At 64.1% G+C, this 16,611-nt stretch carries 16 protein-coding genes; 4 read left to right on the top strand and 12 right to left on the bottom strand.

Features of this window, described 5'->3' with window-relative positions:
* Positions 1 to 13: 13 nt before the first annotated feature.
* From kdpC to LU682_RS09260, 12 genes are all read right to left on the bottom strand, one after another.
* A complete protein-coding gene (kdpC, locus tag LU682_RS09315) occupies positions 14 to 571 on the bottom strand; it encodes a potassium-transporting ATPase subunit KdpC (RefSeq protein WP_003251480.1) in 558 nt (185 codons plus the stop codon).
* A gap of 10 nt (positions 572 to 581) precedes the next feature.
* Positions 582 to 2,636, bottom strand: a complete 2,055-nt coding sequence (kdpB, locus tag LU682_RS09310; RefSeq protein WP_049588226.1) for a potassium-transporting ATPase subunit KdpB — start codon at positions 2,634 to 2,636, stop codon at positions 582 to 584.
* Between the two features lie 9 nt (positions 2,637 to 2,645).
* A complete protein-coding gene (gene kdpA / locus LU682_RS09305; protein ID WP_010954929.1) occupies positions 2,646 to 4,340 on the bottom strand; it encodes a potassium-transporting ATPase subunit KdpA in 1,695 nt (564 codons plus the stop codon).
* Positions 4,341 to 4,349: 9 nt separating this feature from the next.
* Positions 4,350 to 4,439 (bottom strand): K(+)-transporting ATPase subunit F, encoded by a 90-nt coding sequence (kdpF, locus tag LU682_RS09300; protein WP_003251485.1) that lies wholly within the window; start codon positions 4,437 to 4,439, stop codon positions 4,350 to 4,352.
* A 176-nt stretch (positions 4,440 to 4,615) separates the two neighbouring features.
* Entirely contained in the window at positions 4,616 to 5,668 is a 1,053-nt protein-coding gene (locus LU682_RS09295; RefSeq protein WP_019750854.1) for an AI-2E family transporter, read from the bottom strand.
* 12 nt (positions 5,669 to 5,680) lie between these two features.
* Positions 5,681 to 6,475 (bottom strand): DUF4892 domain-containing protein, encoded by a 795-nt coding sequence (locus LU682_RS09290; protein WP_010954931.1) that lies wholly within the window; start codon positions 6,473 to 6,475, stop codon positions 5,681 to 5,683.
* A gap of 109 nt (positions 6,476 to 6,584) precedes the next feature.
* Entirely contained in the window at positions 6,585 to 7,439 is an 855-nt protein-coding gene (locus LU682_RS09285; RefSeq protein ID WP_003251491.1) for an alpha/beta hydrolase, read from the bottom strand.
* Positions 7,436 to 8,224: an alpha/beta fold hydrolase gene (locus LU682_RS09280; protein ID WP_049588223.1), complete on the bottom strand. Its 789-nt coding sequence runs from the start codon at positions 8,222 to 8,224 to the stop codon at positions 7,436 to 7,438. Before LU682_RS09280 ends, LU682_RS09285 begins: the two co-directional genes overlap by 4 nt.
* A gap of 92 nt (positions 8,225 to 8,316) precedes the next feature.
* Positions 8,317 to 8,691 carry a hypothetical protein gene (locus tag LU682_RS09275; RefSeq protein ID WP_010954933.1) on the bottom strand — a complete coding sequence of 125 codons (375 nt, stop codon included), beginning with the start codon at positions 8,689 to 8,691 and terminating at the stop codon, positions 8,317 to 8,319.
* 162 nt (positions 8,692 to 8,853) lie between these two features.
* Positions 8,854 to 9,312, bottom strand: coding sequence for a phosphohistidine phosphatase SixA (sixA, locus tag LU682_RS09270; RefSeq protein WP_010954934.1), 459 nt, complete (start codon positions 9,310 to 9,312; stop codon positions 8,854 to 8,856).
* A complete protein-coding gene (locus LU682_RS09265; RefSeq protein ID WP_003251499.1) occupies positions 9,309 to 9,656 on the bottom strand; it encodes a DUF4389 domain-containing protein in 348 nt (115 codons plus the stop codon). The genes sixA and LU682_RS09265 overlap by 4 nt, the downstream gene beginning before the upstream one ends.
* 36 nt (positions 9,657 to 9,692) lie before the next feature.
* Positions 9,693 to 10,718: an NAD(P)H-dependent glycerol-3-phosphate dehydrogenase gene (locus LU682_RS09260; protein ID WP_010954935.1), complete on the bottom strand. Its 1,026-nt coding sequence runs from the start codon at positions 10,716 to 10,718 to the stop codon at positions 9,693 to 9,695.
* Between the two features lie 227 nt (positions 10,719 to 10,945).
* Between LU682_RS09260 and LU682_RS09255 the strand changes: the two genes are divergently transcribed.
* The 4 genes from LU682_RS09255 (at position 10,946) to fabA (ending at position 16,601) form a co-directional block, all read left to right on the top strand.
* Positions 10,946 to 13,060, top strand: coding sequence for a TonB-dependent receptor plug domain-containing protein (locus LU682_RS09255; RefSeq protein WP_010954937.1), 2,115 nt, complete (start codon positions 10,946 to 10,948; stop codon positions 13,058 to 13,060).
* Positions 13,060 to 13,950: an ABC transporter substrate-binding protein gene (locus LU682_RS09250; RefSeq protein ID WP_010954938.1), complete on the top strand. Its 891-nt coding sequence runs from the start codon at positions 13,060 to 13,062 to the stop codon at positions 13,948 to 13,950. Before LU682_RS09255 ends, LU682_RS09250 begins: the two co-directional genes overlap by 1 nt.
* Entirely contained in the window at positions 13,947 to 15,878 is a 1,932-nt protein-coding gene (locus LU682_RS09245; protein ID WP_010954939.1) for an ATP-binding protein, read from the top strand. Before LU682_RS09250 ends, LU682_RS09245 begins: the two co-directional genes overlap by 4 nt.
* A gap of 207 nt (positions 15,879 to 16,085) precedes the next feature.
* The gene (gene fabA, locus LU682_RS09240) at positions 16,086 to 16,601 is read left to right on the top strand and encodes a 3-hydroxyacyl-[acyl-carrier-protein] dehydratase FabA (RefSeq protein WP_003251509.1); all 516 of its coding nucleotides are present in this window, start codon (positions 16,086 to 16,088) and stop codon (positions 16,599 to 16,601) included.
* The last annotated feature ends 10 nt before the right edge of the window (positions 16,602 to 16,611 follow it).

The raw sequence follows: 16,611 nt of genomic DNA, 5'->3' as shown, positions 1-16,611 counted from the left end.
GCCAGCGCTTCGATTACCTGACAATGGCGAGCTTTTCCAAGGCCTGGTTCAACGCCAGCACGTTGACCACCGGCGGGCCGATCAATGGGTGGAGGGTGGCCTGTTCCAGCAAGGCTTGCAAGCGCTCGACCGGCAGCTGCCGTGCCGCCGCCACCCGCGGGATCTGATAGGCCAAGGCCTCCGGTGGCAAGTGCGGGTCCAGGCCGCTGCCCGAGGTGGTCAGCAGCGCCTGCGGCACTGGCCCCTGCTGCGCCTGATACAACGTGGCCGCATCGCCCTTTACCCGCTCAGCCAGCGCCGGGTTGCTCGGCGACAGGTTGCTGGCGCCGCTGGCCACGGTCGCGTAGGCACCTGCCGAGGGCCGCGAGTGGAACCAGCCATCGCCCTGGAAGTCCTGGGCGATCAATGCCGAACCCCGCACCTGGCCTTGCGCATCGCGTACCAGGCTACCGTTGGCCTGGTTCGGGAAAGCGACTTGGGCAATACCGGTCACCGCCAGCGGATACAGGGCGCCCGTCACCAGGGTCATCAACAAAGCCAGGCTCAATGCCGGGCGTAGATAAGCAGTCATGGCGGCCTCCTCAGACCAGGTTCAGGGCGTTGAGCAGCAGGTCGATCAGCTTGATCCCGGCAAACGGCACCACAATGCCACCCAGCCCGTAGATCAGCAGGTTGCGCCGCAACAGGTGCGCCGCACTGGCCGCCTGCACGCGCACCCCACGCAGCGCCAGCGGGATCAGCACGATAATGATCAGCGCGTTGAACACGATCGCCGACAGGATCGCGCTCTGCGGGCTGGCCAGTTGCATCAGGTTGAGCACACCCAGTTGCGGGTAGATGGCTGCGAACAGCGCCGGCAGGATGGCGAAGTATTTGGCCACGTCGTTGGCAATGGAGAACGTTGTCAACGCACCGCGGGTGACCAGCAGCTCCTTGCCGACCTGGACTACGTCCAGCAGCTTGGTCGGGTCGCTGTCCAGGTCGACCATGTTCGCGGCCTCCCGCGCAGCCTGAGTGCCGTCGTTCATGGCCATGCCTACGTCAGCCTGGGCTAGTGCCGGGGCGTCGTTGGCACCGTCGCCACACATGGCAACCAGGCGGCCGTCATTCTGCTCCTGGCGAATGCGCGCCAGCTTCTTCTCGGGCGTGGCCTCGGCCAGCACGTCATCGACCCCCGCTTCGGCGGCGATGGCGGCCGCAGTCAACGGGTTGTCGCCGGTCACCATGACCGTGCGAATGCCCAGCTTGCGCAGCTCGGCGAAGCGCTCGCGGATACCAGGCTTGACCACGTCCTTGAGGTGGATCACACCCAGCAAACGCTTGTCGACGCACACCAGCAACGGTGTGCCGCCACTCTGCGCGATGCGTTCGACTTCGCGAGCCAGCGCCGCCGGCATTTCCAGGCGTTGCATACCGACGAATGCCAGCACCGCATCGACGGCGCCCTTGCGGTAGCGGTGCTGTTCGAAGTCGATGCCCGACAGGCGTGTCTCGGCACTGAAAGCCACCGCTTCGAACTGCCCGGCAGGCGGGTCGACGAAGTCGTGCAACTGGCGCAGGTATTCGACAATCGACTTGCCTTCGGCGGTGTCGTCGGCCAGCGAGGCCAGCAAGGCGCCCTCCCCCAGTTCCTTGGCGGTAATGCCCGGTGCAGCATGCAGTGCGCTGCAGCGGCGGTTACCGAAGGTGATGGTGCCGGTCTTGTCGAGCATCAGCGTATGCACGTCCCCGGCCGCCTCGACGGCGCGGCCCGAGCGGGCAATGACATTCAGCCGTACCAGCCTGTCCATGCCGGCGATACCGATGGCCGACAGCAGGCCGCCGATGGTGGTCGGGATCAGCGTCACCAGCAGCGCGGCCAGGAAGATCAGCGGCAGGCTGCCACCCGCGAAGTGGGCGAACGGCTGCAAGGTCACCACCACGATCAGGAAAATCAGGGTCAGGCCGATCAGCAGGATGTCGAGGGCGATTTCGTTTGGGGTCTTCTGCCGCTTGGCACCTTCGACCAGGGCGATCATGCGGTCCAGGGTCGACTCGCCCGGGTTGCTGGTGATGCGGATAAGCAGCCAGTCGGAGACCAGCCGCGTATTGCCGGTCACCGCCGAGCGGTCGCCACCTGATTCGCGTATTACCGGTGCGGATTCGCCGGTAATGGCGGCCTCGTTGACGGCCGCAATGCCTTCAATCACCTCGCCGTCGCCGGGGATCATTTCGCCGGCGACCACGCGTACCACGTCGTCCTTGCGCAGCGCGCTGGCAGCCACCGTCTCGTAGCTGCCATCACGCAGACGACGCTGGGCGGTCAGGCCCTGGCTGCCGGCCTTGAGGCTGTCGGCGCGGGCCTTGCCACGGCCTTCGGCCAACGCCTCGGCGAAGTTGGCGAACAACACGGTGAACCACAGCCACAGGGCAATCTGCACCGCAACGCCGATGCTCACGCCGCCGCCGGGGGCGAAACACAGCACGGTGGTCAGCACCGCGGTCAGGGCCACCACCAGCATTACCGGGGAGCGCTTGAGCTGACGCGGGTCGAGCTTGACGAACGCCTGCACCAGCGCCGGGCGCCACAGCGCGGCGAAGCGGGTCTGGTCCTTGGCACTGTGCCGGCTATTCACTTCAGGAATGGGCATGTTCATGATCGGTCCTCAAAAACCCAAGCTAAGGTGTTCGGCGATTGGCCCAAGGGCCAGGGTCGGCAGGAAGGTCAGGCCACCGACCAGCAGGATGGTCACCAGCAGCAAGCCGGTGAACAGCGGGCCGTGAGTCGGGAAGCTGTTCTGCCCCAGCGGCGCGCTTTTTTTCGCCGCCAGGCTGCCGGCCAACGCCAGTATCGGCAGGATGTAGCCGAAGCGGCCGATGAGCATGGCCAGGCCGATCATCAGGTTGTGGTACACGGTGTTGGCGCCAAACCCGGCAAAGGCCGAGCCGTTGTTGGCCGAGCCCGAGGTATAGGCGTACAGCAACTGGCTGAAACCATGCGCCCCCGGGTTGGTGACCGCCCCGGCCGGGCCGGGCAGGCTGGCGGCGATGGCGCCAAGTACCAGCACGCCAACCGGCATCACCAGCAGGGTTGCCACCAGAAGCTGCACTTCACGGGCCTGCAGCTTCTTGCCCAGGTATTCCGGGGTACGGCCAATCATCAGCCCGGCCAGGAACACCGCGATAAGGACGAACAGCAGCATGCCGTAGAGGCCCGCGCCGACGCCGCCGAATATCACCTCGCCGACCATCATGTTGACCATCGCCACCATACCGGTCAGCGGGTTCAGGCTGTCGTGCATGGCGTTGACCGAACCGTTGGAGGCAGCGGTGGTGGTGACCGCCCACAGCACCGAACCGGTGGTACCGAAGCGGCTTTCCTTGCCCTCCAGAGGGGCGGTCTGTTGCACCTGCGTGCTTTCCAGGGCCGGGTTCGGCTGATGCTCGGACCACAGCGCCGTGCTGCCACCGATCAGGAACAGGGCAAGCATGCAGGCGAGGATGGCGCGGCTCTGACGCAGGTCCTTCACGTAGTGACCGAAGGTGAACACCAATGCCACTGGAATGAGGATGATCGATGCCACCTCGAACAGGTTGCTCCAGGCCGTTGGGTTTTCGAACGGGTGCGCCGAGTTGACGCCGAAGAAGCCACCGCCATTGGTACCCAGCTGCTTGATGGCGATCTGGCTGGCGGCCGGCCCCAGCGGAATGGTCTGGTCGGCCCCTTGCAAGGTCAGCGCGTGGGCGTAGTCGGCAAAGGTCTGCGGTACGCCCTGCCATACCAGCAGCAGCGCCAGCAGCAAGCAAAGCGGCAGCAGGCCGTAGAGGGTGGCACGGGTCATGTCGACCCAGAAGTTGCCCAGCGTCGTCGCGCTGCGCCGGGCGATACCGCGGCACAGGACAACCAGTACGGCCAGGCCGGTGGCAGGGCTGACAAAGTTCTGCACGGTCAGGCCAAGCATCTGGCTCAGGTAGCTGACCGACGCCTCACCGCTGTAGGCCTGCCAGTTGGTGTTGGTAACGAAACTGACGGCGGTGTTGAACGCCAGTGACCATTCCTGGCCAGGCAGGTTCTGAGGGTTGAGTGGCAGGTAGCCCTGCAACAGCAGCACGGCGAACAGCAGCAGGAAGCCGACCAGGTTGAACGCCAACAGGGCCAGGGTGTATTGCCGCCAGTTCTGCTCCTGGCTGGCGTTCACACCCGCCAGCCGGTAACAGCCCTGCTCGACCGGCCCCAGCACAGGGGTCAGCCAGGTACGCTGGCCTTCCATGACCTTGTAGTAGAACCGCCCGAGCCAGGGTGCCGGTAGCAGCACGATGACAAAGAATGCCAAGAGCAAGGCGAAATCGTAACTGTGCATGGCCGCTCCCTAGCTGCGATCGGCGCGCAGCAGCGCCACCAGCAGATAAAACGCCAATGCCACTGCCAGCAGCAGTGACAGCCCGTCGAGCATGTTCATGTGTGGATCTCCCCGTGTTACGGCTTGGGCCGCTTTGGGGAAATTGTCCGAGGGAGAGGCGTAAAGGGGCGAGATCGGGGGGTGGGGGTGGGTATAAAGAATGCGTAAAAATCAGCGTTGTGGTCTGCCTGTAACGGCCTCTTCGCGGGCTTGCCCGCGAAAGGGCCGTTACAGGCTTATTGTTGTGGCGGCTGCTGCGCCGCGTTACGGCTCCAGTCCAGCAGCAGGCTGTAGCCTACCGCCAGCAAGGTCGGCCCGATGAAAAGGCCAATGAAGCCAAAGGCAAGCAAGCCGCCGAACACGCCCAGCAGCACGATCACCAGCGGCAGGTTGCCGCCACGGCTGATCAGGTACGGTTTGAGCACGTTGTCCACGCCGCTGATGACGAACGTGCCCCACACACCCAGGAACACCGCCATGCCGTATTCGCCCTTCCACACCAGCCAAGCGGTGGCCGGGATCCAGGCCAGTGGCGGCCCCATGGGGATCAGGCTGAGCATGAAGGTGACCAACCCCAGCACGATCGCCCCGGGCACCCCGGCGATCAGGAAGCCGATCAGTGCCAGCAGGGCCTGCGCGGCCGCCGTGCCGATCACCCCGTTGACCACCCGCTGCACGGTAGCGGCTACCAGGTCCAGGTAATACTCGGCGCGCTCGCCCACCAGCCGGTGCAGCAAGCGCAGCACGAATGCCGCCAAGCGTGGTCCGTCGCGGTAGAAGAAGAACACGAACACCAGGCTCAGGGTCAGTTCCAGCACGCCGCTGCCGATCTGCGCGCTGCGCGCCAGCAACCAGTTGCCCACCTGCCCAAAGTAAGGCTTGATCGAGGTAAGCAAGGCTGCGCCTTGCTGGTCCAGCGATTGCCAACCGTTGACCAGACGCTCGCCAACGAAAGGAATGCCACCCAGCCAGGCCGGTGCATCGGGCAGGCCGTCGACCTGCACGTCACGCACGAACGCCGTAGCGTCGCGAATGTGATCGGCCAGGTTGAACCCCAGCCACACCAGCGGCAGTGCCACGATCAGGATCCAGGCCATGGTCAGCAGGCCGGCGGCCAGCGTCTCGCGACCGCCCAGCAGGCGCGTAAGAAAGCGCATCAACGGCCAGCTGGCAAAGGCCAGGATGGCGCCCCACAGCAATGCCGATATGAAGGGTGCCATCACCCACAGGCCGGCCCCCAGCAATGCCACCAGCAGAATCTGGACCAGCAGGCGATCATTGTTAACCATGAGGGTGCTCGTTCAAGGGATCAGTTCAAGGTGCAGGCCGTCTGTAGGCGCGCTGCCGACTTCAAGACGGCGATTGCGCACCCCGGCCTTGACCAGCGCCTCGCGCCAGGCCTCAGCCTGGGCGCCACTGAGGCTGACGCGCAAGGTGCTGTCAAGGTTCAGGCTGCGGGCCAGCAGGTTTACCCAGGCGTCTTGCGGTGCAGCAAGGTCAGGGTAGTCGAGCTTGCCGGTGTCACGCATTTCGCGCAGCACCGTAGCGGCGGTTGGCAGCAGCTCGCCCAGCGGGCTGCCTGAGATGAACTCTTCCACATGCAGATAGGCACGGCGGTTGCCACGGGTAACGCTGTACAGCGCGACCAGGGTGTCGGCCTCGTCTGCCGAGCGGCGCAGCAGGATGAACGCCTGCTGCTCGTCGCCTCCGTTGAGGCGGGCATTGGCGAACACATCATTGGCCCACAGGCTGGCCTCACCGCAATCACGCCCCTGACACCAGAACAACGGGTAGCCACCCTCGCGTACAAGTGCTTCGCGGGCACTGGTGAAGGCCTCGCGTGCAGTACGCTCGACGGGCAATTCGTAGGTCACCGAGCTGACCTGACCGCGGCTCTCGACTTTGTCATCGACCCGCAGGCGGCCACTGATCTTGCGTAGCGGGCCCATCGGGTAGACCCGCTCCTGCTCCGTCGCCGGGCGTTGATCGACCACCTTGGCGTCCTGCGGGACCGGTAGGCTGCCGGCCCACGACACGGGGGTGGCGAGCACCAGGCAGGCAGCCAAGGCAGTGCGAATGGAAACAGGCACGCTCATTGGCGAACCAGGCGGCGCTCAGCGCCGAATTGAAGCTCCAGGATGTCTGGCAGTTGCATGGTTGTCTCCCTGTTCAACCCGCCAAGCCTCGACACTTGTCCGGTGCAAGTCAAGCAAAGCCAAAGAAGCGATTGATACAGTCTGCAACAAGGGCTGCGCCCTGCGCATCGTTCAGGTGCAGGTGATGGCCGCCGGGCAGCGTCACCTGTTCAAAGGGTAGCTGCTCCAGCAACCCGGTGTGGCGCGCCAGCATGCCGTCGGCGGCCACCACCAAGAGCGCCGGGCAACTCACCCGCCGCACATAGGCCATGGCCTGGGCCTCGCTCAGGCGCACCGGCGAGGGCAGGGTCAGCCGGCTGTCGCTGCGCCAGCTGTAGCCACCGGGCACTGGCATCAGGCCACGCTGGGCCAGCAGCTCGGCCGCTTCACGGCTGACCGCGACCATGCCTTTCATCCGGGCTTGCACCCCTGCTTCCAATGTCGCATACACCGACTTGCGTTTGCCATCCAGCCGCAACTGGGCTTGCAGTGCCATCCCCAAACGCTCGCCTGCGTCCTGCTCGGCGCCAGTCGGCGGGATGACGCCGTCGATAAGCGCCAGGTGACTGACCCGATCGGGCAATGCACCGGCCAGTTGCACCGAAATGATCGCGCCCAGCGAATGCCCCAGCAGGGCGAAACGCGGCCAACCCAGTTGCTCGGCCACGCGCAGCACGTCATGGGCATAGTCGGCCAGGGCATATCCGGCGCCGAGCGGGCGGTGCTCCGAATAACCATGGCCGGCCAGGTCCAGGGCGACGAGGCGTAGACCTTTCAGCTGCGGTGCCAGGCGGGCAAAGCTGTTGGCGTTGTCCAGCCAGCCATGCAGGGCAATCACCGGCAGCCCGTCTTCGGGGCCGAACAGGTGTGCAGCCAGCTCGATATGGCCCAGGCTCAGGCGAATTTCCTCAACGTGTGCGCTCATGCCTGGCTCCAGCGGTCGAACAGGCCCTTGATCAGGCTGGCAGTGTCGGCCGGGCGCTCCAGGGGGAACATGTGCCCACCCGGTACACTGTGGTATTCACCTTTGGGCATACCGCGCACAGCCAAGGTGTGGTGGCGACGAATGACGTTGCTGCGGTTGCCGCGCACCATGGCCAGCGGCACCTGCAACTGGCGCGCGGGGGCGGGGCTGGTATGCGGGATGCTGCGGTAGATGCTGATTTCAGTGGCAGGGTCGAAGCGCAACTGCAGCCCTTGCCCCACCACCTGCAGGCCGTGTTCTACATAAGCGTCGAGGCAATCGGGATCGAAATGGCGGAACAGTGATTTGCCAGCGAAATAGTCCCGGGCGCTGTCGCGGTCATTGAACGTTTCGCGACGCCCCAGGGTGCGCCCGGCCGGTGTGATACGGTCGATGAAACCAAAGCGCTTGGCTGTGCGCAGCAGCCATTGATCAGCGCGGGTGAGCACCGGAGAGTCGAGCATCACCAGCCCCCGGTAGTACTCGGGGCAGCGCAATGCCGCGTGCAGGTGCAACACGCCACCCAGCGAATGGCCAACGCCCCAGACCGGCTGATCCTGCTGCGCCAGGTGATGCAACAATTCATCGACCAGGCTTTGCCAGTTTTCGTCCACGGGAAAACGCGGGTCATGCGCATGCTGGGCCAGGTGCTGCACCTGATAGTCCGGCGCCAGCGCGGCAAACAGCTTGCCGTAGGTGGCCGATGGGAAACCGTTGGCATGGGCGAAGAAGATCTGCTGCGACATGGCGCCTGGTCCGGACCGGAATGATGGCCCATTGTCGGCATCGCGGGGCAGTTCGGCAATGTCCATAAAGGTCATCGGCGAGGGGGATCAGGTCATGCCGAGCGGTCGAAACTGCTCAGCGACCGACGCAGGCAGGCCTGCATGTAGGCCACTTGGCTCTCCAGCGCCTCGCGGGCCAGACGCTGGTCCTGGTAGTCCAGTTGCAGGCGGCGCAAGGCCAGACAACTGGTTTGCAGCAGGTGCGAGACCCGCAGGCAGGCATCCTGCAGCGTACGCAGGTCCTGCTCGCATTGTTGCCTCGCAGCAGGGTCCAGCCCAGGGTTGTCGTTCACCTTGCGCATCAGGTGGTAAAGCTTGGCATCGGCCGATTCACGCAGCAGGCTGTATTGGGCGAAATCCAGCGAAGTACCTTGGTCAACCTGTTCCAGGGTGGGTTGCAGGTCCAGGGAGCGCAACAGTTCCAGCATTTCACCCCTCATTCGCCGTTCCCTGATGTTTGCCATGTGGCAACGCTAGCAAGCGGTGGTGAAGCGCGACAACTGACAAAAATGCCAGTTGCCTTATCGATCTTTACCCATGCCAGCATGCAGACGCGAGCGAAACATTGGCCTGCACAAGCCATGGGAAGTTCACGCGGGTGAGTGGATGGCCCGAAGCGTCATCAACCCGGCCAGCGGCCACTCCCCTTCCAGCTCCGCCAGGCTGGCAGTGCTCATGGCTGCCGGCTGTTGCCTGTCGCCGTGCTCCAGTGCACCGACCAAGGTACCTACCAGCGGCTGGTGGCTGACCAGCAGCACATGCTCGAGCCCCAGTCGCTCGATTTCGCCGATGACCTGCTGCACATCACCCTCGGGCGTCAGCCAGGGCACGGTGCGCACCGGTTCGGCGAAGCCCAGGGTGTCATGCACCAGCGCGGCGGTCTGCTGGGCGCGTACGTAAGGGCTGGCAACAATCGCCTGCAATGGCTGCCCGATCAGGTAAGCCGCACTGTGCAGCACCTGCTCGCGACCATGGGCAGTCAACCGGCGCTCGGCATCCGTCTTGGCCCGCGGCTCAGCTTCACCGTGGCGCAGCACCCACAGCTTCACAGCTTGGGTTCCTCGTCACGCACCGGATGCGCGGCCGGTGCCACGGCGTGCGCTGCTTCACCTTCCGGCGCACGCGGGGCCGGCCAGTCTGCGAACGGCCACGGCTTCTGGTCGCTGTGGAAACTGCCGAAGCGGCCGATCTGTGCCAGGTACTGGCTCAGACTGTCGCCGAAGTTCATCAGGCTGGCGCTGGGCGCGCCATACACCAGTCGGTAGATCAGCTGTACCAGCACCAGGCCACCCAACAGCAACTCGGCCAGTTGCCAGACCACCAGGAACACCAGCATCCACAGCACCCGCAGGATGATCGACTCGCGCTGGGCGCGTTCGGGCGTATCGTTCATGTGTTGCTCCTTGCTCGTGTCAGAGCCGCCAAGGGCTCAGTTGAAACCGCTGATGGAAATGAAATCGACATCGGTCTTGGGCTCGGCGCGCATCAGGTGCTCGATCACCTGGTTCAGCGTGCGCCCTTCGAACAGGATGGCATGCAGGCCAGCCACCAGCGGCATGTACACCTGCACTTGCTGGGCCTTGGTCTTGAGCACCTTGAGCGTGTTGACCCCCTCGGCCACTTCGCCCAGGCGGTTGACCGCCTCTTCCAGGCTTTGGCCCTGCCCCAGTGCGTAGCCAACCTGATAGTTGCGGCTCTTGGGCGAGGAGCAGGTGACGATCAGGTCACCGACACCGGCCAGGCCGAGGAACGTCATGGGGTTGGCGCCCTGGCTGACGGCGAAACGGGTCATCTCGGCCAAGGCCCGGGTAATCAGCATGCTCTTGGTGTTCTCGCCCATCCCCAAGGCCACCGCCATGCCGGCGATGATCGCGTAGACGTTCTTCAGTGCACCGCCCAGTTCGACGCCGAAACGGTCGGCACTGGCGTAGACGCGGAAGGTGCGCCCGTGCAGTACGGCCTGTACCTGCTGGCACAGGTCTTCGTGCTCACTGGCCACCACTGTGGCAGTCAGCGCATGTTCGGCGATTTCGCGCGCCAGGTTGGGCCCCGACAAAACGCCGATGCGCGCCTCGGGGGCGATCTCTTCGAGGATCTGGCTCATCAGCTTGAAGCTTTGCGCTTCGATGCCCTTGGTCAGGCTGACCAGGCCCTTGCCGCGCAGCAGCTCGGCATGCGGTGCCAGCACGCTGCGCAAGGCACTCGATGGCAGGGCAACGAAGATCAGCTCGCTGGCCTGCAGGGTGGCCAGCAAGTCGTTGACCGGCTCAACCCCATCGTGCAGGCGGATACCCTTGAGATAGCGCGGATTCTCGCGATTCACACGCATGGCCTCGGCCTGCGCCGGGTCGCGCATCCATTGGCGCACCGGCACACCGTTTTCCGCCAGCAGGTTTGCCACGGCGGTGCCGAAGCTGCCGCCGCCCAGAACCGCAACAGGTTGCTGTTCAGTCATATCCAATCCATTAAAGCCAAAAGTTAAGTGGCGACCCGGCCATTATACGGCTCGCCTGCTACAGAACCAGTGTCTGGACGTTTGCGGTACTTGCCATGGCATTTTCGGAGCCGTCGAGATCGAGCACCGCCACGCGGTACTTTTCAAGACGTACGCCCGACACCCACTGGCAAAACCCCCACGGTCAGTTACCATGCCTGTTTCAATCCTGAAACAAAGGCCGCTCCGTGTTCCCTGGCACGCCCCCGTACCCGCGCCTGCTGTTATTGACCGCCCTGCTCGGCGGTCAGGCCGTGGCCGACGACCTGTTCATCGACAACACCGACCTGCCACAGGTTCTGACCGCCACACGCCTGAAACAATCCCCCGCCGCTGTCCCGGGCAGCATGACCGTACTCGACAGCGAACTGATTCGCGCCAGCGGTGCCCGTGACATCCCCGAACTGCTGCGCCTGGTACCGGGCATGATGATCGGCTACGGTGCCGGTAATCAACCCACGGTCAACTACCACGGCAGCAACGTCAACGACGCACGGCGCATGCAGGTATTGATCGATGGCCGCTCGGTATACCGCGCAGGCCTGGCCACGGTGGACTGGAGCGACATCCCCTTGGCCATGGAGGATATCGAGCGCATCGAGGTGTTTCGTGGCCCGAATACCGTCAGCTATGGCGCCAACGCGCTGATGGCGGTGGTCAACATCCTCACCCGCAAACCCGCCGACAGCCATGGTACGCGGCTGAAAGTGACACGCGGCCAGGACGGTATCAACGACTTCTATGCCAGCCACGGCTTGGGCTGGGACGGTGGCGACATGCGCCTGTCGCTGTCGGGCCAACAGGACGACGGCTTCGATGAGAACCAGTTCGGCCAGGACTACCGCGACAGCCGCCGCCTGACCCGCTTCAACCTCAGCGCCAACCACAACCTGGCGGTCGACCAGACCCTGGAGTGGCAACTGGCGGCCAAGGAAGGCAGCAATCAGCGGCCCTACACCTACCAACCGGTGTTCCAGCAGTACGAGTCCGGGAACAATGCCGACGTCAACGCCAAGGACTATGCGGGCTCGTTGCGCTGGACCAAGGACTTCAGCGCTGAACACAGCCTTTATATCCAGGGTTCAGCCCAGCATTTTGATCGCCAGCAAGTGTGGCGCGCCTGTGATGCCTTGCAGTCGTTCAGCCCCGAACTGACCCAGCTCTGGCAGATGAACCCCGACTTCGCCGAAAAAGTGGCGCGCGGCATTGCGACTGGCGCCCCCCTTTCCACTGATGACCCTGCCATGAAAGGGCTTCTGCAGAAAGTGCAGCAGCAATGGGAGCAGGGAGGACAGGAGCAGGTCTGCGGCGATGTCGATCAGAGCACCCGTGAAACCCGCTATGACCTGGAAATCCAGGACACCCTGAGCCTGACCGACAGCCTGCGCCTGCTCAGTGGCATGAACTACCGCTATGATCGCGCCGACTCGCAGACTTACTTCAACGGCAGCATCGACGACCAGACCTGGCGCCTGTTCGGCCAGCTGGAATGGCGGGCCGACGAGCACTGGATACTGCAAGGTGGGGCCATGTTCGAAGACTCGCGCCTGTCTGGCAGTTCGCTGACCCCGCGCGTTGCGGTCAACTACCTGATCACCCCGCGCCACGGCCTGCGTGCGGTGTACTCCGAAGCGGTGCGCTCGCCCGACATGTTCGAGAACAACGTCAACTGGAGTTACACGGTCAAGAACCTCACCCCCAATTCATTCGGCCTGCAAAACGGTGAGTACTTCGTCAAGACCCGTGGCCCTGGCGACCTTGAACAGGAGCGCATGCGCTCGCGCGAGCTAGGCTACAACGGCTACTTCAGCGACCTCGACCTGAGCCTGGATGTGAAGCTGTTCTACGACGAGATCACCGGCATGATCAGCGAGCCTCTGAGGAACAATCAGTACATCGCCAGCAACGCCAACAAGGCCCGTTTCAGCGGCAGCGAGGCGCAAATGGACTGGCGCCCCACCCTGCGCGACCGCCTGCGCCTGACCTATGCCTACGTCGATGCCTGGGCCAGCAACCCCGACGACCGTCGCCTCAGCGCCCGCAACAGCGGCTCGGCCGGGTGGATGCGCGAATGGGGTGCCGGCTGGTCGAGCGCGCTGTTCTATTACGGTGACGATGCCCTCAACCAGTACCGCTACGAGCGTCTGGACCTGCGCCTGGCCAAGCGTTTTCGGGTGTATGGCAGCAACCTGGAGCTGGCGGCGCTGTGGCAGCAGCGCCTGGACGATGAACCCACCTCGGCCCTGCAGAACCGCTACGACAGCCGTCACCGCCTGAGCGTGAGCGCGGAGCTGGAGTTCTGATGGCCCTGCTGCTGCGCCTGTTGCTGCTCTGCCTGTGGCCGTTGGGGCCTTTGTCCGCCAGCGAAGTCCTGCTGGTGGGGGCTGAGGACCAGCCCGGTGTACGCAGCTTCATCGCCGCACTGGAAAGCCGCCGGCCACACGATCATGTGCAGTTTCGCACCACCACCGAACTGCCGCGCCCAGGCAAGCTCAAAGCCGACCAACGCCTGATCCTGCTCGACAGCGCAGCACTGGAATGGCGCCTGGGGGAAACCGCCGGCCCGCCGGCGCTGGTCATGCGGGTCAGCCGGGTACAGGCTGAACAGCGCCTGGGAAAGTCGCGCCCCGCGTTCCTCACACTGCTGTGGAGCGACGCACCGCTGGGACGGCAGCTGCGTCTGGCACGCTACCTGTTGCCGCAGGCCAGGCGCATTGGCGTGCTGTACGGCGAGCACAGCAGCTTTCTGCTGGACGAACTGCGCCATGCTGCGCGGCCGCTAGGCCTGGAGATCGTGGCCCAGGACTGGTCCGACCCACGTGACAACAGGCCCCTGCAGCACCTGCTGGGCAACAGCGATGTGCTCCTGGGCCTGGACGACCCTGACTTGTACAACTCCAAGACTGCAAAAAACCTGCTGTTGAGCAGTTATGGCCGGCAGATGGCACTGATCGGCCCGAACGCCGGCTTCGTTCGCGCCGGCGCCCTGGCCAGTACCTACAGCGACCAGGACGACTGGCTGTGGGTGCTCGACCAGTTGCTCGACCAGCCGCCGACGCGCTGGCCGCGCAGCCTGTACCCGGTGCGTTACGGCGTCAGTGGCAACCAGCAGGTGGCCCGTGCCCTGGGTCTTGAACCAATCGATCAGAACGCCGCCGTCAAGGCCCTGGCCGAGGGAGAACCCACCCCATGAGCAAACGCTTGAGCTGGGACATTCATACCCGCACGCAGATCATCAGTCTCGGCCCCGCCCTGCTACTGACCTTGCTCTTGATCAGCTTCTTTACCTTCGTACGCATCCAGGACCTGCGCCAGGAACTCAACCACACCGGGCAACTGATCGCCAACCAGTTGGCACCGGCGTCGGAATATGGGGTGATCTCGGGCAACAACGAAGTGCTTGAAGGGCTGATGCGTGCCACCCTCAGCATCCCGCACGTGCGCTTTCTGGAAGTGCAGGACAGCCGCAACCACATCCTGGTGTACGTCGAGCAGTCCGACGAAAGTGCCAACCGCGCGCAACAGGTCGAGGTGTTCCAGGCGCCCATTCGCCTGCAGCAAATCCGCCTGGACAACGACTTCCTGCAACAGGGCAAAGCCACCAGCCCGGCCATCGGTGACGACTACCTGGGCCGCGTGATCGTCGGCATGTCCGATGACGCCTTCAGTCAGCGCCAGCAGGAAATCGTGATCAAGGCCGGAATCCTGGCGTTGTTCGCCCTGCTGTTCACCTTCTTGCTGGCACGCCGCCTGGCCCTGAGCCTGGCCAAGCCGATCAGCGACATGGGCCATGCGGTCAAGGCGATTCAGCAAGGCGAGTACAACACCCCCTTGCCGGTCGTCGACGACAGCGAGCTGGGCCACTTGGCCCGCCACATCAATAACCTGGCCAGCGCCCTGGAGCAGGCCAGCGATGAACAGAAGCAGGCCATCGCCGAACTGATCCAGGCCCGCGAGGAGGCCGAACAGGCCAACCGTGCCAAATCGGATTTCCTGGCGATGATGAGCCATGAGTTGCGCACCCCGATGAATGGCGTGCTGGGCATGCTGCAACTGCTGGAAACCACACCGCTGAGCAGTGAACAGGCCGATTACACGGCAGTGGCCAGCGAGTCCACCGGGCATTTGCTCAAGGTCATCAACGACATCCTCGATTTTTCGCGCATCGAACGCGCTGCGCTGCAGCTGGAGCACATCGACTTCAACCTGGGCGAGCTGATCACCAACAGTGTCCAGTCGTTCCAGCACAGCGCCCAGCAACGCGGCCTGGGCCTGCACCTGCAACTGCCGGCCGGCATCGAGCAGCTGCAGGTGAACGGCGACCCCACGCGCATCCGCCAGATCCTGCTGAACCTGATAGGCAACGCCCTGAAGTTCACCGAACGTGGCCAGGTGCAAGTCGACGCACGCTGGCAGGTGCTCGACCGGCAGTTGATCTGGCTGACCTGCAGCGTGCGCGACACCGGCATCGGCATCGACAGCGACCGCCTGGAAATGATGTTCGTCGCCTTCCAGCAGGCCGACAGCTCGATTTCCCGTCGTTATGGCGGCACCGGGCTGGGGCTGTCGATCGCTCGTACCCTGGCCGAGCGCATGGGCGGCAAGCTACGCGGTGAAAGCCGTGAAGGCCTGGGTTCGACCTTCACCCTGGAGATGCCGTTGGCCCTTGCCAACCCTGCCCCCGTCCCGTTGACGCCGCCAACGACTGTACGAACGACGGTGCCGGACAATGATCAGGTACTGCTGGTGGAGGACAATCCGGTCAACCGGAGTGTCGTGGAAGCCATGCTGCGCAGCCTGGGGCTGGCAGTATGCACGGCAGAAGATGGCCTTGAAGCCGTCGAGCTGGTCGGCCGGCAGCGCTTTGCTGCCGTGCTGATGGATTGCCGCCTGCCTCACCTGGACGGCTATGAAGCCACCCGACGCATCCGCCAGTTGCCCAACGGCGCCGGGCTACCGATCATCGCCCTGACCGCCAACGCGTTGCAGGGCGACCGCGAACGTTGCATGGCCGCCGGTATGGACGATTACCTGAGCAAACCCTTGCGCCGCACCGAATTGCAGCAGGTGCTGCAGCGCTGGTTACCCGGTCAGACAACCGCGACTGGCGATAAATGCTAAAGTGCGGCAGTCTTAAACACTGGACAGGACCTTCATCGGACCTGAAAATAGACGTTTCAGTGCACACCTGTACTTCTTTCGCCAGGTGCGCTGTGACTTTCACCACAACGCAATAGTCTACCTGTAGGCTGCCGTCTCGAAGCGCTTGGTTTTCGGGCCGGCCGGGAAGATTCATCCCCTGCCGCAGGGGGTTATTGAGGAGCTCGCATGACCAAACAACACGCCTTTACTCGGGAAGACCTGCTGCGCTGCAGTCGCGGTGAGCTGTTCGGCCCAGGTAATGCGCAACTGCCCGCGCCGAACATGCTGATGGTCGATCGCATCACCCATATCAGCGAAGAAGGCGGCAAGTACGGCAAAGGTGAATTGGTCGCCGAGCTGGATATCAACCCGGACCTGTGGTTCTTCGCCTGCCATTTCGAAGGCGATCCGGTAATGCCGGGCTGCCTGGGCCTCGACGCCATGTGGCAGCTGGTTGGCTTCTTCCTCGGCTGGCAGGGCCTGCCGGGCCGTGGCCGCGCCCTGGGTTCGGGCGAGGTGAAATTCTTTGGCCAGGTACTGCCTGAAGCCAAGAAAGTCACGTACAACATTCACATCAAGCGCGTCCTGAAGGGCAAGCTGAACATGGCCATCGCCGATGGTTCGGTCAGCGTCGACGGCCGCGAGATCTACACTGCCGAAGGCCTGCGGGTCGGCGTGTTCACCTCCACTGACAATTTCTAAGGGTTATTCG

It is taken from the genome of Pseudomonas alloputida, from assembly GCF_021283545.2.
Lineage (GTDB): Bacteria > Pseudomonadota > Gammaproteobacteria > Pseudomonadales > Pseudomonadaceae > Aquipseudomonas > Aquipseudomonas alloputida.
This window is presented reverse-complemented; position numbering and strand designations above follow the sequence as displayed.